Genomic DNA, 13,847 nt, shown 5'->3' with positions numbered 1-13,847 from the left:
GGACCTTTGGAACCATTTGACGCCTGGGTCGGTGAGGGGATGCGTTGAGCTGACGATCGGTGGAGGGAGTGAATTGTGTATGGCCCTGGGCGGGCCTCTTCGCGGGCTTGCCCGCTCCCACAGGATCACCCCAGGCTCGAATGCTGTGGTATCCCCGTGGGAGCGGGCAAGCCCGCGAATGGGTTCAATTGGCCCTTGCAGTACTCAGCGCACCGGCCCGAGTCACCCGCAAGGCCACCAGGCTACCCAGCACGATCAACGCCGCCAGCGAATACAACGCGGCATCGGTCGAGCCTGTCTGGTCCTTGATGAAACCGACCAGATACGGGCTGAGGAAACCGGCCATCTGGCCCACCGAGTTGATGATCGCCAGGCCCGCCACAGCCGCGCTGGCGCTGAGCAGCGCGGTAGGCATCGGCCAGAACATCGGCAGGCCGGTAAGGGCGCCCATGGTGGCGATCGACAGGCCGAGGATGGCGATGGCCGGGTTGCCGGCAAAGTTCACCGCGATCAGCAGGCCGATGGCGCCCATCAGCATCGGTACTACAAGGTGCCAGCGGCGCTCGTTGCGCAGGTCGGCCGAGCGCCCGCAGAGAATCATGAACACGCCAGCCAGCAGGTACGGGATGGCGCTGAGCCAGCCGATAAGCAGCGGGTTGTCGAAGCCCATGTTCTTGATGATCGAAGGCAGCCAGAAGTTGATCGCGTACACACCGCTCTGGATGCAGAAGTAGACGAAGCCGAAGGTCCAGATCAGCGAGTTGGTCAGCACGGCGAGCACGCTGTCGCCGGTAGTGCTCGGCTTGCCTGCAGCATCGGCGTCGAGGTCGGCGGCAATCAGCTGGCGTTCGGCTGGGCTCAGCCAGGCGGCTTTCTGGTAGCCGTCACTGAGCAGGAATACTGCCAGTACCCCCAACGCAACGGTCGGCAGGCCCTGGATCAGGAACATCCATTGCCAGCCGGCCAGGCCGTGCTGGCCAGCGGCGAAGTGCTGGAGGATCCAGCCGGAGAACGGCCCGCCGAGCAGGCCCGACACCGGGATCGCCGACATGAACAGGGCCATGATGCGACCGCGGCGGGCCGCCGGGAACCAGCGCGAAAGGTACAGCACCACGCCGGGGAAAAAGCCGGCTTCGGCGGCGCCGGTCAGCAGGCGCAGGGCGTAGAATTCGGTGGGCGTGGTGACGAACAGCAGGCAGGTGGAGAGGCTGCCCCAGGCGATCATCATCAGCGCGATCCAGCGCCGCGGGCCGAAGCGGTTGAGCGCCAGGTTGCTCGGCAGGCCGCAGAGCACATAGCCGATGAAGAAGATGCCGGCGCCAAGGCCGTACACCGTTTCGCTGAACTTCAGGGCGTCGAGCATCTGCAGCTTGGCAAAGCCGACGTTGACGCGGTCCAGGTAGTTGAACAGGTAGCAGATGAAAATGAACGGAATCAGCCGCAGGGTGATGCGCCGGTACAGCGCGTTGCGGGTGGTGTCCGTGCCTTGGTCAGGGGCGGGGCTGTATGCCATGATCGGGTTCTCTGTTGTTATGGTTGTCGCCGCGTCGCCTGTTCCGGCGCTCGCCCTGACGAGTCTCGGGGACGGCGGCGTGCCTGTCTTTGTGCTTTTGCACAGCACTTGCACCGGGCTGCTGTGCCCGAGCCCAAAACCCTGACACCCAAAGGACCGTTCAATGTTCGAACTCGACCATGACCTGGCACAGGATATCGTTGACCGCGCGATGGCCATTCTGCCATGCAACGTCAATGTCATGGACAGCCAGGGCTTGATCCTGGGTAGTGGCGAACCGGAGCGCATCAACACCCGCCACGAGGGCGCGCAACTGGTACTGGCCAACGGCCGCATCGTCGAGCTGGATACAGACGCGGCCAAATGCCTGAAGGGTGTGCAGCCCGGGGTGAACCTGCCATTGATGCTTGATGGCAGGTTGATGGGCGTACTTGGTCTGACCGGCGACCCGCAACAAGTGCGTACCTATGGCGAACTGGTGCGCATGACTGCGGAAATGCTACTGGCCCAGCGCCATTTGCAGGCGGACCAGCAATGGCGACGGCAGCGCTGTGACGACTTGCTGGCCTTGCTGCTGGGCGGCAGTGGCGATTCTCCCCGGTTGCTCGACGAGGCCCGGCAACTGGGGCTGAAACCCCAGTTGCCACGGGTGCCGTGCCTGTTCGAACTGGCCTCGGGGCCCGCCGCCGAAGCCTTGGCAGCATGGTTGATGAGCCGCTACCCGGACAGTTGGTGCGTCAGCCCGGCCCGCCAGTCGTTGTTGTGGTGTCGCCCGGCAGGCGTGGCGCTGGACGAACCTCGCCTGCTGGAACGCCTGCAGCGCCATGGCTGGGAAGTGGAGCGGCTGGCCCTCGGCAGTGCCGCGCAAAGCCTGGAACAGTTGCGCCGCGGCTATCGCCGGGTGCGCGACCTGTTGGCCTATGGGCGCGAGGTGCTGCCCGGCGAGCGCCTGCTCAGCCTGCAGCGCTACCGGTTGCCGGCATTGCTGTGGCGGCATCGCAACGATGATGCGCTGGATGAGTTGCTGGAGCCATTGCAACGTATACGCAGCAGGGACGGCAGTGGGCAGTTGCTCACCACTCTGCGCGCCTGGTGTGCCCATGACGGTCAGAGCCAGGCCTGTGCCGATGCCCTTGGTATCCACCGCAACAGCCTGCGCTACCGCCTGGAGCGCATTGCCGAACTGGGCGAGGTCGACCCGCTGCGTATGGAAGGCATGCTTAGCTTGTACCTGGGGTTGCAGTTGCTGCCTGCCGACTGAAGGGTTGCCTGAACCGGCCCTATCGCCGGCAAGCCAGCTCCCACAGGATACATGCTGCCCTCAGGCCTGCGTTGAACCTGTGGGAGCTGGCTTGCCGGCGATAGGGCCAGTACAGGCGAAAGGCATCCGCCCAAACAACCCGCCCGGCGTTTTGTGCATTTGACCGAGGCTACCTTTGCAGCCACCTGTCAGCATGCCGCTCATCTGGACAGGAGAAACCCCATGAAGATCGTCATTGCCCCCGACTCGTTCAAGGACAGCCTCGACGCTGCCGGCGTCGCCCGCGCCATCGCCGCTGGCCTGGGCGAGGCCTGGCCGGAGGCCGAGCTGGTCGAGTGCCCGATGGCCGACGGTGGCGAAGGCACCATGCAGGCGATTCTCGCCGCCAGCCACGGCGAACTGCGGCTGCAGACCGTGCGCGGGCCGTTGGGGCAAAGTGTGGAGGCGGGCTGGGGCTGGCTGCCGCAAAGCCGCACGGCGATCATCGAAATGGCCCAGGCCAGTGGCCTGCAACTGGTGCCGCCTGCCCAGCGCGATGCTTGCCGCAGCAGCACCTGGGGCACCGGCGAGCTGATTGCTGCCGCCCTGGCTGCTGGCGCGCAACGTATAGTGCTGGCCATCGGCGGCAGTGCCACCAACGACGCTGGCAGCGGCATGTTGCGGGCGCTGGGCCTGCGCCTGCTGGACGCCGACGGGCAAGCACTGGAAGAGGGCGGCCTGGCCTTGGCCAAGCTGGCCCGTATCGATGCCAGCGACCTCGACCCGCGCCTGGCCGAGGTGCAATTCGAAGTCGCAGCAGACGTTGACAACCCGCTGTGTGGCGCCAACGGCGCATCGGCGATCTTCGGCCCGCAGAAGGGCGCCAACCCGCAGCAGGTGCAGGCGCTGGACCAGGCCCTGGGCCATTTTGCCGACCATTGTGCACAGCTGCTGGGTGAGGATGTGCGCGACTACCCTGGCTGCGGCGCAGCCGGCGGCATGGGGTTCGCGGCGCGGGCATTCATGGGCGCGCAGTTCCGCCCCGGGGTGGAAGTGGTGGCCGAACTGGCCGGCCTGGATGCGTTGGTGCAGGGCGCAGCCCTGGTGGTCACCGGCGAGGGGCGCTTCGACGCCCAGACCTTGCGTGGCAAAACGCCGATGGGCGTGGCCCGGGTCGCCAAGCGCCATGGGGTACCGGTGGTGGTGCTGGCCGGGACCTTGGGTGAGGGGTACCAGCAGCTGTATGCCCATGGGGTCGATGCCGCCTTTGCCCTGGCCAGCGGGCCGATGAGCCTGGAGCAGGCCTGTGCCAATGCGGCCGACCTGCTGCGGGCGCGGGCGGGTGATATCGGGCGCTTTTGGCGCTGCGCGAAGCAGATCTGAGCAGATTGACCGGTGAATTGTGTGAACCCACAGAATACTGCCTGCTGGGGCGGCCGTACCTAAGTCTGTCGAGTGGTCTGTGCCGCGTTTTGGATATCTGGCGGGGTTTGAATGCGTGCATAGCCACTGGGCGCGGAGGGCAGGATCAGATCGGTCTGGTGAGTGCCTTCGCGTTGCTGAGCACTGAGTAGCCTGCTGAAGAGTTCATCGAGGGTTTCCTCGCGATCTCCCCAGGGGGATTGCTCAGGTAACGGTATCGGAGCCCGGCCCTGAGGTGACCTGTTCTGTTCTGTGACTGTGGACGCACGAGGCGCGGGGTAAGGCGGTGCAATAGGTTGGTAGACCACCTCATTGGTTGCTGGTTTTTGCACATAGAGCGTCAGACTGTCGTTGCTGCTGCCAGAGCCTGAAGATTTGGCAGGAATCTTACCGAGAGACGTTTTGCGCTTGTACATATGCCCATCCGGATCGGTGTGATTGACCGGATCGTTCCCACAGAAACAATAGCAATTGATCCCTCCGGCCATAAAGGGACTCAAGCTGTCTGGTGAGTTGAAACGCATCAGGCTGGGGCTATAGGCCCGGTATCCATTACCTAGCAAGTAGGTCTTTGACGCTGTCTCGAAGGGCTCACCATTGAACCCCAGCAATGGCTGGCCCAGCAGGGCTGTCTGATGATATCCGTAAGTTGAATAGGCGCGCTGCTTTGCACGCTGTGTAAGAGCCGGCACATGAAGTATCGATCTTTTGGAATCCATAGTGTGACCTTCGTTATAAATTTGATCCAACAGCGCATGTTGTGATGTCCAGTATCCTGAGCGGCGAAAGTCACGACTACTGTCAATAATGTTAGGTCCGGCGAACCAGGGCCAGCTTCGACCGGGCTATCAAGGCGGCTCTTGCCGTTTCTGGGTTTCAGGAAACAAGCTTTTGAGCCTGGCTGGCCGGTAGCACCGCCAGTTCGCCAAAGCGCTGCGCCGCGTCGATGTAGCGTAATGCCGACTTGGCGTCTTTCCAGCCCACGTAGCTCATCAGCGACTTCAACTCCCAGCCGTTGGCCGTGGCCCAGGTGGCGAAGCCACGGCGTAGCGAGTGGCCGGTATACAGCGCCGCCGGTACCCCGGCGCGCTCCAGCATGCGCCGCAGCAGGCCGACCAGGCTGTTGCTGTTGAGCGCGGTATCGCCGAGGTTGCCCCAGCGGTCGAGCTTGCGGAACACCGGCCCATGGGCGATGCCGGCCACTTCCAGCCACTGCAGGTAGGCCGCGACCGGGCACAAGGTCTTGAGGGCCGGGGTGCGGTGTTGCACGCCCAAAGCTTCGCGGTCGCCTTTACTGCGTGGCAGGAACAGGGTGATGCCGACACCGGCCTCGGCCTGGATGTGCTCGACGCGCAGGCGTGCCAGTTCATCGCCGCGAAAGCCGCGCCAGAAGCCCAGCAACAGCAAGGCTGCATCGCGGCGGGCCCGGCGCAGGGCGGCCAGGTCATGCCGCTCCCGTGCCTGGCGGGCTTCCTCTTCAAAACATTCCACTGCGCTTTGCAGGTGCTGCAGTAACAGCGGTGCGGCCTGCCTGGGCGGTGTCGGGTGCAGGGTGCGGATGCCGCGCAGTACCTGGCGCACCAGCGGCGCCTTGGTCGGGTCGGGGAAACCTTGGGCGACATGCCATTGGCTGAGCGCGGCCAGGCGCTGGCGCAGGGTGCTGACGGCATGCTGGTCGGCGTGATCGGCCAGGTAGCGGGCGATGCTCTCGGCAGTGGCCGGGAGAAAGCCGCCCCAGTGGGTTTCGAAATGCTCGATGGCGGCCTGGTAGCTGCGCCGGGTGTTGTCACGGGTGGCGGCGCGAAGGTAGCGCTCGATGTCGGTCATGATGCAGCTGTCGGTGGGCGATGGGCACACGATAAACCGAAATGGACTGCCTGTCCCGGCTGTGCTTTTCAGCTTGACTGCTGGCGCGCTGCCTTCAAGGGTTTCCCTTGTCTGCCAGGGGCGTCTGCAGGCGCGCTGTTTCTTCCTCCATGTAGCTCATCAGCGCACTGACTTCGGCATCGCCCAGGCGCATGTTGGGCATGGCCAGGCGCTTGTATTGTTGGTACAGCAGCATGGCCAGGGGGTCTTTCTGTGCCAGCATCTGGTCGGGCTCCTTCAGCCAGCGGGTCAGCCAGTTGGCATCGCGCTGGCGGGTCACGCCCAGCAGGTCAGGGCCGATGCCGGGTTGTCCAGGCTCGGCGTTGCCAAGGGTGTGGCAGGACGAACAGCGGGTGCGGAAGAGCTGCTCGCCACTGCTGGGGGCGCGTACCTCGGGCGCCTGGGCGTAGTCATTGGCCATGGTACTGGCCTGTTTCCAGTTGTGCAGGCTGTTGCCCAGGCGGTCGGCGAGGATATACGGGCTTTCGAAGGGCGAGGCCTTCATCCAGCGGCCGGTGGCCTGGTTGCCGATGATAAGGCTCAGGTTGTGGTCCTTGGAGCGCCCGTTTTCCAGGCCATCGATGTACAGGCCCAGGCTGCGACGCAATTGTTCGATATCGGCCGGCTCGCCAGTGAGTAGCGTCCAGCCGGGGCCGATGGCGAACTTTTCGGCGTAGCGCTTGAGGGTGGCGGGGGTGTCGTTGTAGGGGTCGATGCTGATGGAATAGAGGAAGATATCCTTGCCAACCCGGTCACCGAGGATTTTCTGCACCTGGCGCAGGCGCGCGGTTTCCACCGGGCAGGAGTCGGAACAGCCGGTAAAGATGAAGTTGATGGCGACCACCTTGCCCTTGATCAGGTCGTCGAAGAAATGCACCTTTTCACCGTCCTGGGTGAGCAAGGGGATGTTGGGAAAGTAGTTGGCACCCCATGGGGTTGCCGCTTCCTCGGCTACGGGTTGTTGCGGCTGCAGCGTCCAGAACGGGATGCTGGCGGCGAACAGCGAGAGCACCAGCAGGAAACGCCATGAACCAGGCATGATGTGGCCCTCGTCGATAACGGTATCGGGGGCACCCCTGCAGCCCATCGACGCGGTTCGTCGCCACGACAAGCCAGCCCCCACAGGTAATGCGCAGGTCTTGAGGGCAGCACGGTCGGTGTGGGAGCTGGCTTGCCGGCGATGGGCCGCACAGCGGCCCCCGCTTTACCTTCACTTGTACCTGACTGGCGCGGTCACGCTCTGCCCCAGCGCCGATTTCACGGTCACCGTCGCCGGCGTGGCCGGGCCATAGCCGCTGGTGGTTGCCACCAAGCGCCAGCTGGCACCGCTGCTCGTGGCGGTCATTGTGGCGGTGCCCAGGTTCACCGGGCCGCCGGTAGTGGCAGCGGTCACAGTGATGCTGTTGCCCGTGGCCACCGTTGTGGTGCCAGCGATTTCCCAGGTGAAGCGGTTGCTGCTGAGCACCTGTACCGTGGCACTGGTGACCTGGATCTGGTCGATCGCCACCGCCGCGCCCACCGCGATGCTGACCGTGGCCGGCGCTACCGATTCGGCGCCCTTGCTGTCACGCGCCGAGTAGTTGAAGCTGGCGGTGAACGGTGTGGTGACCGTGGCCGGCGGGGTGTAGGTCACGGTGGTGCCATCGGTGCTGGTGTTGCCCTGGCCAGAGTCCGGTTGGCTGAGGCCGACGACCTTCAGCGGCAGGTTGCCTTCCGGATCGCTGTCGTTGGCCAGCACGTTCAGGGTGATCGGCTTGCCGGCCGTGGTTGCCGCGCTGTCGTTGGCCGCGACTGGAGGTTTGTTGGCCGCGTCGTCGTCATGGTCTTGGGTGCGGAAGGTCGGCAGGCCAACCGAAGCGACGTACTCCACGCCATCCCAGCCTGGCAGAGGGGTCGGCATCACCTGGAACTGGCCTGGGTGCTCCAGGTCCCAGCGCAGCAGCATCGACGAGTCTTCATGCTGGGTGTTGTGGCAGTGTTCCATGTAGGTACCGGCAAACTCGCGGAAGCGGATTGCCACTTCCACCTCTTCCGAAGAATCGATATCCGGCCCGATGCGATACACGTCCTTGCGCGCCCATTTTTCCCATTCTGGCGGTGCCTTGCCGTCGCGGCTAAGGACCACGCCTTCCTCGAAGTGCACATGCACCGGGTGGCTCCAGCCATTGCCGCCGTTGATGATCTTCCACACTTCCAGGGTGCCGTCGCCGCTGAAACCGCCGTCGGTAGACTGCTGGGCCAGTTGCGGCGCCGCGTTGATGCGTCGTGGGTCCATGCTGTAGCCAAAGCCGCCGTCGGTCTTGATGGTCCAGGGCTGGGTGTCGGTACCGTCCGAACGACCGAAGATGAACTCGCGGTGTCGGGCAGCCTGGAGTTTGGCCTGGTCGGTGGCAGAGTTGCGGTCGATCGGCAGCGGCAGCATCTTCATGCCTGCGGCCTTGCCCGGTTTGGCCGGTTCATAGGCTGCCGGGTTCATGCTCAGGTCCTGGCCGCTGTAGGGCTGTACCACAAGCTGCAGGAACCTGCCGATTGCCGGGTCGCCGTTTTCCCAGCGCGGGCCTTTGCTGGTCTGCTTGATCACCGGCTTGTACTTTTCCGACAGCACGTCGGCCAGCGAAATGGCGCCTTCCGGGCCCTTGCCACTCTGGTGTTCCTCAAGGTTGACGAAATACAGCTTGTCGCCAACCTTGATGCCGTTCTTGGCGAAGTTGATGATGATGTCATAGCGTTCGGCGATGCCTTGCAGCGGCAGGATACCGTTGTTGTCCTGCAGGTTGCCGTCACCGTTGAGGTCCATGGTGCCGTCGAACGGCACGGTGTGTTCCATGATGTTGCCGTCGTTGGCGATCATGTGGAACGGCACCCGTGCATACGACAGGTTGGAGCCGGTGGGGCCTTTGAACTCACCACTGGTACCGGCAATTTCCCGCACCACGGCAAACTTGAAGTAGCGCGACACCGAGCCGTTGAGGATACGGAAGCGGTAGCTGCGCGCACGTACCTTCAGCACGGGCCGGTACTGCCAGTTGACCAGGATCTGGTCACCGAGGAAGCCATCGGTGTTGAACGGGTTGAACCACAGCTGCCCGTTGGCATCCCAGGCCTTGTCGGCGATCACCAGGTTGACGTCGTAGTCGCGGTTGCCCCACGGCATGCCCGAGCCGCTGGGGAAGCGCAGGTTCACGCCATCCTGCAGGGCCTCGTTGCCGCGGTCCAGGGCGCTGTAGTAGTTCATCATCACAGCGTTGCCTTTGTAGACGTTCTGCGCCGTGAAATCCATCATGTGGTCGTGGAACCAGTGGGTGCTCATGGTTTCGCGCCAGTCACCGCGTATCTTGATGCTGCCGTTCTGGCAGGTTTTCAGGCCGGGCGAGGCGTCATTGACGAACAGGGTTTCACCCGGCGAGCAGGGGAACGCCGCACGCGCGTCCTGGGCGAGGGTGTTGATGGTGTCGTAGCCGGCCAACTGCAGCGGCCAACGGTAGTCGTAATACTGGCCGGGGAAGAAGTAGGCATTGGCATAGCCGTCGCTCTCTGCCGGCGAATGGCCGTTGTGTTCGTGTGTGGAGAGGGTGTGCAAGCCAAAGCCGTAGTTGGCCGACGGGTCGATCGGCAGGGCGTTGTAATGGCGCATCAGGATCGGCTGGCCATAGCGCGCCATCAGCAGTTTGGGCGGGAAGGTGCCGTCGAAGGTCCATAGCGACTTGTGGTTTTGCAGTGGCATCCTCGGGTGGAAGCGGGTGTCGATGCCCTTGGTGGTGCCCAGTGAGCTAGGGATATCGGAGGTCTGGTAGTACAGGCCACCCGGGGCAAACTCGCCAACCGCATAGTTGTGCAGCTGCTTGCGGTCACGCAGGCCGAGGTTGATGCGTGCACCCGCCTGGGCGGTCTTGAACCCCGCCTGTGGGTAGAACTCGTTCCAGCGCTGGTGCGACCAGCCTTTTCCTGGTGGCCGGCCTTCCGCTGGCGAGCCGACCGGCTTGCGGTTCAGGAACATCTCGATCTGCGCCTTCCATGGGTTGCGGTCGAGCACGTTGGAATACTGGGTCGGGAACGGGTACAGGCCCGGTTGTTTGAGGAAGGCTTCCAGGGCCGTACCGGCAGGGCCACTGCGAGCGACCACGTCAGGGTCCTGCGCCGGTGCTGCGCCCAATGTGGGCACCGGGAAGGTCAGGGCGGGCGGCGGCAGCGTGGGGTCGAGCTTTTCGGTGCCGAATTCCTCGAACAGCAGTAACTGCTGGGTAAACGGCAGCGCCCCGAACAGCGGGCTGGGCTTGCCGTTGGTGGGGTATTTGTTGTCGGTTTGCAGGGCCGGTTGCAGCACATTATTGGCGCTTACCGTGTCGCGGTTGCCGTATGCACCATCGGTCAATTCGAGTGAACCGCGGTTGGCTTCCGGCATGCTGTACAGGTCGAGCAGGGGCTGGGTCGGGTCCGCAGGCTGGTCTGTGTAGGCCGAAGGGTCGGTCGGTGGAGGCATGCTGTTGTCATCGAGGGGAGCGGCGGTAGCCGTGATCAGCCCGAGGCCGAGCATCAGCGTAGTAACGGTGGACAGCTGAAATGCAGGCCTGGCGGGGTGGATCATGGCAGGTGTTTTCATTGCCTTATGCCTCGTTCGCGACATCATGGCTTGCGGCCATCAATGGCTTTTTGCCCGTTTCTGGGGCTAGAGCAACGGGTGTGCCAACCCAGAAGCGAGGAATGTGTTTCCAAACAAATCCTTGCGGCGCCTATGGCGCGCAAAATAACGTGGCGTCAAAAATGGGTAAGGGGCCCCACTAGTGGGTCACCCATTGCCCAAAGATTGGGTGACAGCAGCGGTGCCCTGGGGTATACCTGAGCGCCACCAAGGGGAGCCCGGCCAAGGGCTGAGAAACCGCTGAACGCTGCAGCGCGGTGACCCTTCGAACCTGATCCGGATCATGCCGGCGAAGGGATTGGGGCTTGCAACCTGCCTTTTCGCCGGCCTCACTGCGAGGCCCGTCCATGCCAACCATCGTGGTCTCGCTGTCTCCACCATCAAGGACAGCAACATGACCGAACGCTTCAGCCAGTCCCTGCGCCGCCGCAGCGAGCCGACCTGGTCGGCGGCCGTTGGCCACCGCTTCGTCACCCGATTGTGCGACGGCAGCCTGCCGGCCCCGATCATGGTCGACTACCTGGTGCAGGACCACCGCTTCCTCGACAGTTTCGTGACCCTGCTGGGCGCAGCCATCGCCACCGCCGACACCTTCGAGGCGCGCCTGCGCTTCGGTCGTTTTGCCGGGATGATCTGCAGTGACGAGAACACCTACTTCCTGCGCGCCTTCGAGGCCCTTGGTGTAGGTGCTGCACAACGCAGCGAACCGGCCGACACGGTGCCAACCGCAGGTTTCAAGGCGATCATGCGCGAAGCGGCGGCCACCAGGTCCTATGCAGCCGCACTGGCAGTACTCAACGTCGCCGAAGGCCTGTACCTGGACTGGGCGCTGAAGGCGCCAAAACCGATGCCGGACAATTTCGTCCATGCCGAATGGATCACCCTGCACGACAACCCGGCATTCCAGGACTTCGTTGCCTTCCTGCAAGCCGAACTTGACCGCGTCGGCCCGCAGGAAGCCGCGCTGGCAGGTGACTTCTACCAGCGCACCGTGGCGCTGGAGCTGGCCTTCTTCGATGCCGTCTACCCGGAGGACAAATGAGCCTGGATATCTTCGACCGCCTCAAAGCGGCCGCCGAACCGCAGTGGAACAGCTACGTCGACCACGAATTCGTACGCCGGATGGGCGAGGGTACGCTGAGCGAAGCCGCCTTCCGTACCTATCTGGTACAGGATTACCTATTCCTCATCCAGTTCGCCCGCGCCTGGGCGCTGGCCGCCTACAAAAGCCGCCGCCCGGCCGATATACGTGCTGCGCAGGCCGGGCTGGCGGCGATTCTGGATGAAACCGAGCTGCACTTGCGCCTGTGCACACGCTGGGGCCTGACCCAGGCCGATATCGAGGCCGCGTCTGAACACCAGGCCACGGTTGCCTATACCCGCTATGTGCTGGACTGCGGCGCTGCGGGCGACCTGCTGGAGCTGCATGTGGCGCTGGCGCCTTGCGTGATCGGCTATGCCGAGATTGGCCGGGCGCTGTCCGAGCGCATTGGGGATCTGGGCAAACACCCGTACCGCGAGTGGATCGCCGAGTATGCCGGTGAGGGCTACCAAGGTGTTGCAGCGGCGGCGCGCAAGCATCTGGATGAACTGGCGGCGCGAAGCATGACCGAGCAGCGGTTTGCCGAGCTGGTGGGGATTTTCGGCCAGGCGTCCAGCCTGGAGGCGGACTTCTGGCAGATGGGGTTGGCTAGCCAGTAATGTATTGCATGGCCCTGCGCGGACCCTTGTAGGAGCGGCCTTGTGTCGCGAAAGGGCTGCGAAGCAGCCCCAGGATTTCAGCGCAGAAGCACAAATTGCTGGGGCTGCTTCGCAGCCCTTTCGCGACACAAGGCCGCTCCTACACGGTCCGCACTAGCCGGGCAGATGCGATTTCCGTCACTATTCTGCCAGGGCCATCAGCCAAGCCCAGGGAGAAGCATCATGAACATCATCAACGCACGCCTCCGCGGCAAGCCCGGCCTGTTTCGCATCGAGCTCAGCGGCGAACGCATCGCCGCCATCGTGCCCCAGGGCGAAGGGGTGGCCGCGTGTGCTGCCGATGACCTGGACGCCGGGCAGAACCTGGTGGTGGCGCCCTTCATCGAACCGCACATCCACCTGGACGCCACGCTGACCGCAGGCGAGCCGCAATGGAACATGAGCGGCACCCTGTTCGAAGGCATCGAGCGCTGGGCCGAGCGCAAGGCAATCACCACCCACGACGACATCAAGCGCCGCGCGAAAAAGACCATCGGCATGCTGGTAGACCATGGCATCCAGCATGTGCGCACCCATGTCGATGTCACCGACCCCACCCTGACCGCTCTCAAAGCCATGGTCGAAGTGCGTGATGAAGTGCGCGACCTGCTCGACCTGCAGATCGTCGCCTTCCCCCAGGAGGGTATCGAGTCGTACGCCAATGGTCGGGCGCTTATGAGCGAGGCGGTGGCCATTGGCGCCGATGTGGTCGGCGGTATCCCGCATTTCGAGAACACCCGCGACCAGGGCGTGTCGTCGGTGAAGTTCCTGATGGACCTGGCCGAGCGCACCGGCTGCCTGGTGGATGTGCATTGCGACGAGACCGACGACCCACAGTCGCGCTTCCTCGAGGTGCTGGCCGAAGAGGCCCGGGTGCGCGACATGGGTGCCCGGGTGACGGCCAGCCATACCGTGGCCATGGGCTCGTACGACAATGCCTACTGCTACAAACTGTTTCGCCTGCTCAAACAGTCGGGTATCAACTTCGTCTCCTGCCCGACCGAAAGCATTCACCTGCAAGGGCGTTTCGACAGTTACCCGAAACGCCGTGGCGTCACCCGCGTGGCTGAACTCGACCGGGCCGGGATGAACGTCTGTTTTGGCCAGGATTCCATCGTCGACCCTTGGTACCCGCTGGGCAACGGCAACATCCTGCGTATTCTCGAGGCCGGCCTGCATATCTGCCATATGCTGGGCTACGAAGACCTGCAACGCTGCCTGGACCTGATCACCGACAACAGCGCCCGCACCCTGAACCTGGGCGAACGCTACGGCATTGAGGTGGGGCGCCCGGCGAACCTGTTGCTGCTGTCCGCGCCAGACGATTACGAGATGGTGCGCAGCCAGGGGCATGCACTGGTGTCGGTACGCAACGGTAAGGTGCTGATGCGGCGTACGCCGGCGCAGGTGCAACGCTTTGCCTGACG

9 protein-coding genes, 1 pseudogene and 1 riboswitch are annotated in these 13,847 nt (G+C 63.9%); of the genes and pseudogenes, 5 read left to right on the top strand and 5 right to left on the bottom strand.

The annotated features are described in order from the left end of the window. Positions 1-184: 184 nt before the first annotated feature. Positions 185-1,513 carry an MFS transporter gene (locus tag QIY50_23855; GenBank protein WGV20283.1) on the bottom strand — a complete coding sequence of 443 codons (1,329 nt, stop codon included), beginning with the start codon at positions 1,511-1,513 and terminating at the stop codon, positions 185-187. A gap of 163 nt (positions 1,514-1,676) precedes the next feature. On the opposite strand from QIY50_23855, the gene QIY50_23850 reads away from it, so the two are divergent. Beyond that, entirely contained in the window at positions 1,677-2,774 is a 1,098-nt protein-coding gene (locus QIY50_23850; GenBank protein ID WGV20282.1) for a sugar diacid recognition domain-containing protein, read from the top strand. A gap of 222 nt (positions 2,775-2,996) precedes the next feature. Beyond that, positions 2,997-4,136, top strand: a complete 1,140-nt coding sequence (locus tag QIY50_23845; protein WGV20281.1) for a glycerate kinase — start codon at positions 2,997-2,999, stop codon at positions 4,134-4,136. Between the two features lie 455 nt (positions 4,137-4,591). On the opposite strand, the pseudogene QIY50_23840 reads toward QIY50_23845, so the two are convergent. The 4 genes and pseudogenes from QIY50_23840 to QIY50_23825 all read right to left on the bottom strand — a co-directional run bounded on the left by QIY50_23840 (position 4,592) and on the right by QIY50_23825 (position 10,641). Next, positions 4,592-4,852, bottom strand: a pseudogene (locus QIY50_23840) (RHS repeat-associated core domain-containing protein). Positions 4,853-5,051: 199 nt separating this feature from the next. Further along, positions 5,052-6,002, bottom strand: coding sequence for a site-specific integrase (locus tag QIY50_23835; protein ID WGV20280.1), 951 nt, complete (start codon positions 6,000-6,002; stop codon positions 5,052-5,054). Between the two features lie 94 nt (positions 6,003-6,096). Continuing rightward, on the bottom strand, positions 6,097-7,080 hold the full coding sequence (locus QIY50_23830; protein ID WGV20279.1) for an SCO family protein: 984 nt from the start codon (positions 7,078-7,080) through the stop codon (positions 6,097-6,099). Between the two features lie 171 nt (positions 7,081-7,251). After that, positions 7,252-10,641 carry a multicopper oxidase domain-containing protein gene (locus QIY50_23825; GenBank protein ID WGV20278.1) on the bottom strand — a complete coding sequence of 1,130 codons (3,390 nt, stop codon included), beginning with the start codon at positions 10,639-10,641 and terminating at the stop codon, positions 7,252-7,254. Between the two features lie 239 nt (positions 10,642-10,880). Continuing rightward, positions 10,881-10,996, top strand: a riboswitch (TPP riboswitch). A 78-nt stretch (positions 10,997-11,074) separates the two neighbouring features. On the opposite strand from QIY50_23825, the gene QIY50_23820 reads away from it, so the two are divergent. The 3 genes from QIY50_23820 (at position 11,075) to codA (ending at position 13,845) form a co-directional block, all read left to right on the top strand. Further along, on the top strand, positions 11,075-11,722 hold the full coding sequence (locus QIY50_23820) for a TenA family protein (protein ID WGV20277.1): 648 nt from the start codon (positions 11,075-11,077) through the stop codon (positions 11,720-11,722). Continuing rightward, complete coding sequence (gene tenA, locus QIY50_23815; protein WGV20276.1) at positions 11,719-12,381, top strand: thiaminase II; 663 nt, start codon at positions 11,719-11,721, stop codon at positions 12,379-12,381. The genes QIY50_23820 and tenA overlap by 4 nt, the downstream gene beginning before the upstream one ends. A gap of 222 nt (positions 12,382-12,603) precedes the next feature. Next, positions 12,604-13,845, top strand: a complete 1,242-nt coding sequence (gene codA, locus QIY50_23810; GenBank protein WGV20275.1) for a cytosine deaminase — start codon at positions 12,604-12,606, stop codon at positions 13,843-13,845. Positions 13,846-13,847 lie beyond the last annotated feature (2 nt).

This window comes from Pseudomonas putida, assembly GCA_029953615.1.
In the GTDB taxonomy this organism is placed as follows: Bacteria; Pseudomonadota; Gammaproteobacteria; order Pseudomonadales; family Pseudomonadaceae; genus Aquipseudomonas.
Note: the sequence above shows the minus strand (reverse complement) of the source record. Positions and strands in the feature narration are given on the sequence as shown.

What these genes read in the sequence shown, in the direction of transcription:
- QIY50_23855 (WGV20283.1), bottom strand. Translation starts at nt 1,513, where the DNA reads ATGGCATACAGCCCCGCCCCTGACCAAGGCACGGACACCACCCGCAAC.
- QIY50_23850 (WGV20282.1), top strand. Translation starts at nt 1,677, where the DNA reads ATGTTCGAACTCGACCATGACCTGGCACAGGATATCGTTGACCGCGCG.
- QIY50_23845 (WGV20281.1), top strand. Translation starts at nt 2,997, where the DNA reads ATGAAGATCGTCATTGCCCCCGACTCGTTCAAGGACAGCCTCGACGCT.
- QIY50_23835 (WGV20280.1), bottom strand. Translation starts at nt 6,002, where the DNA reads ATGACCGACATCGAGCGCTACCTTCGCGCCGCCACCCGTGACAACACC.
- QIY50_23830 (WGV20279.1), bottom strand. Translation starts at nt 7,080, where the DNA reads ATGCCTGGTTCATGGCGTTTCCTGCTGGTGCTCTCGCTGTTCGCCGCC.
- QIY50_23825 (WGV20278.1), bottom strand. Translation starts at nt 10,641, where the DNA reads ATGAAAACACCTGCCATGATCCACCCCGCCAGGCCTGCATTTCAGCTG.
- QIY50_23820 (WGV20277.1), top strand. Translation starts at nt 11,075, where the DNA reads ATGACCGAACGCTTCAGCCAGTCCCTGCGCCGCCGCAGCGAGCCGACC.
- tenA (WGV20276.1), top strand. Translation starts at nt 11,719, where the DNA reads ATGAGCCTGGATATCTTCGACCGCCTCAAAGCGGCCGCCGAACCGCAG.
- codA (WGV20275.1), top strand. Translation starts at nt 12,604, where the DNA reads ATGAACATCATCAACGCACGCCTCCGCGGCAAGCCCGGCCTGTTTCGC.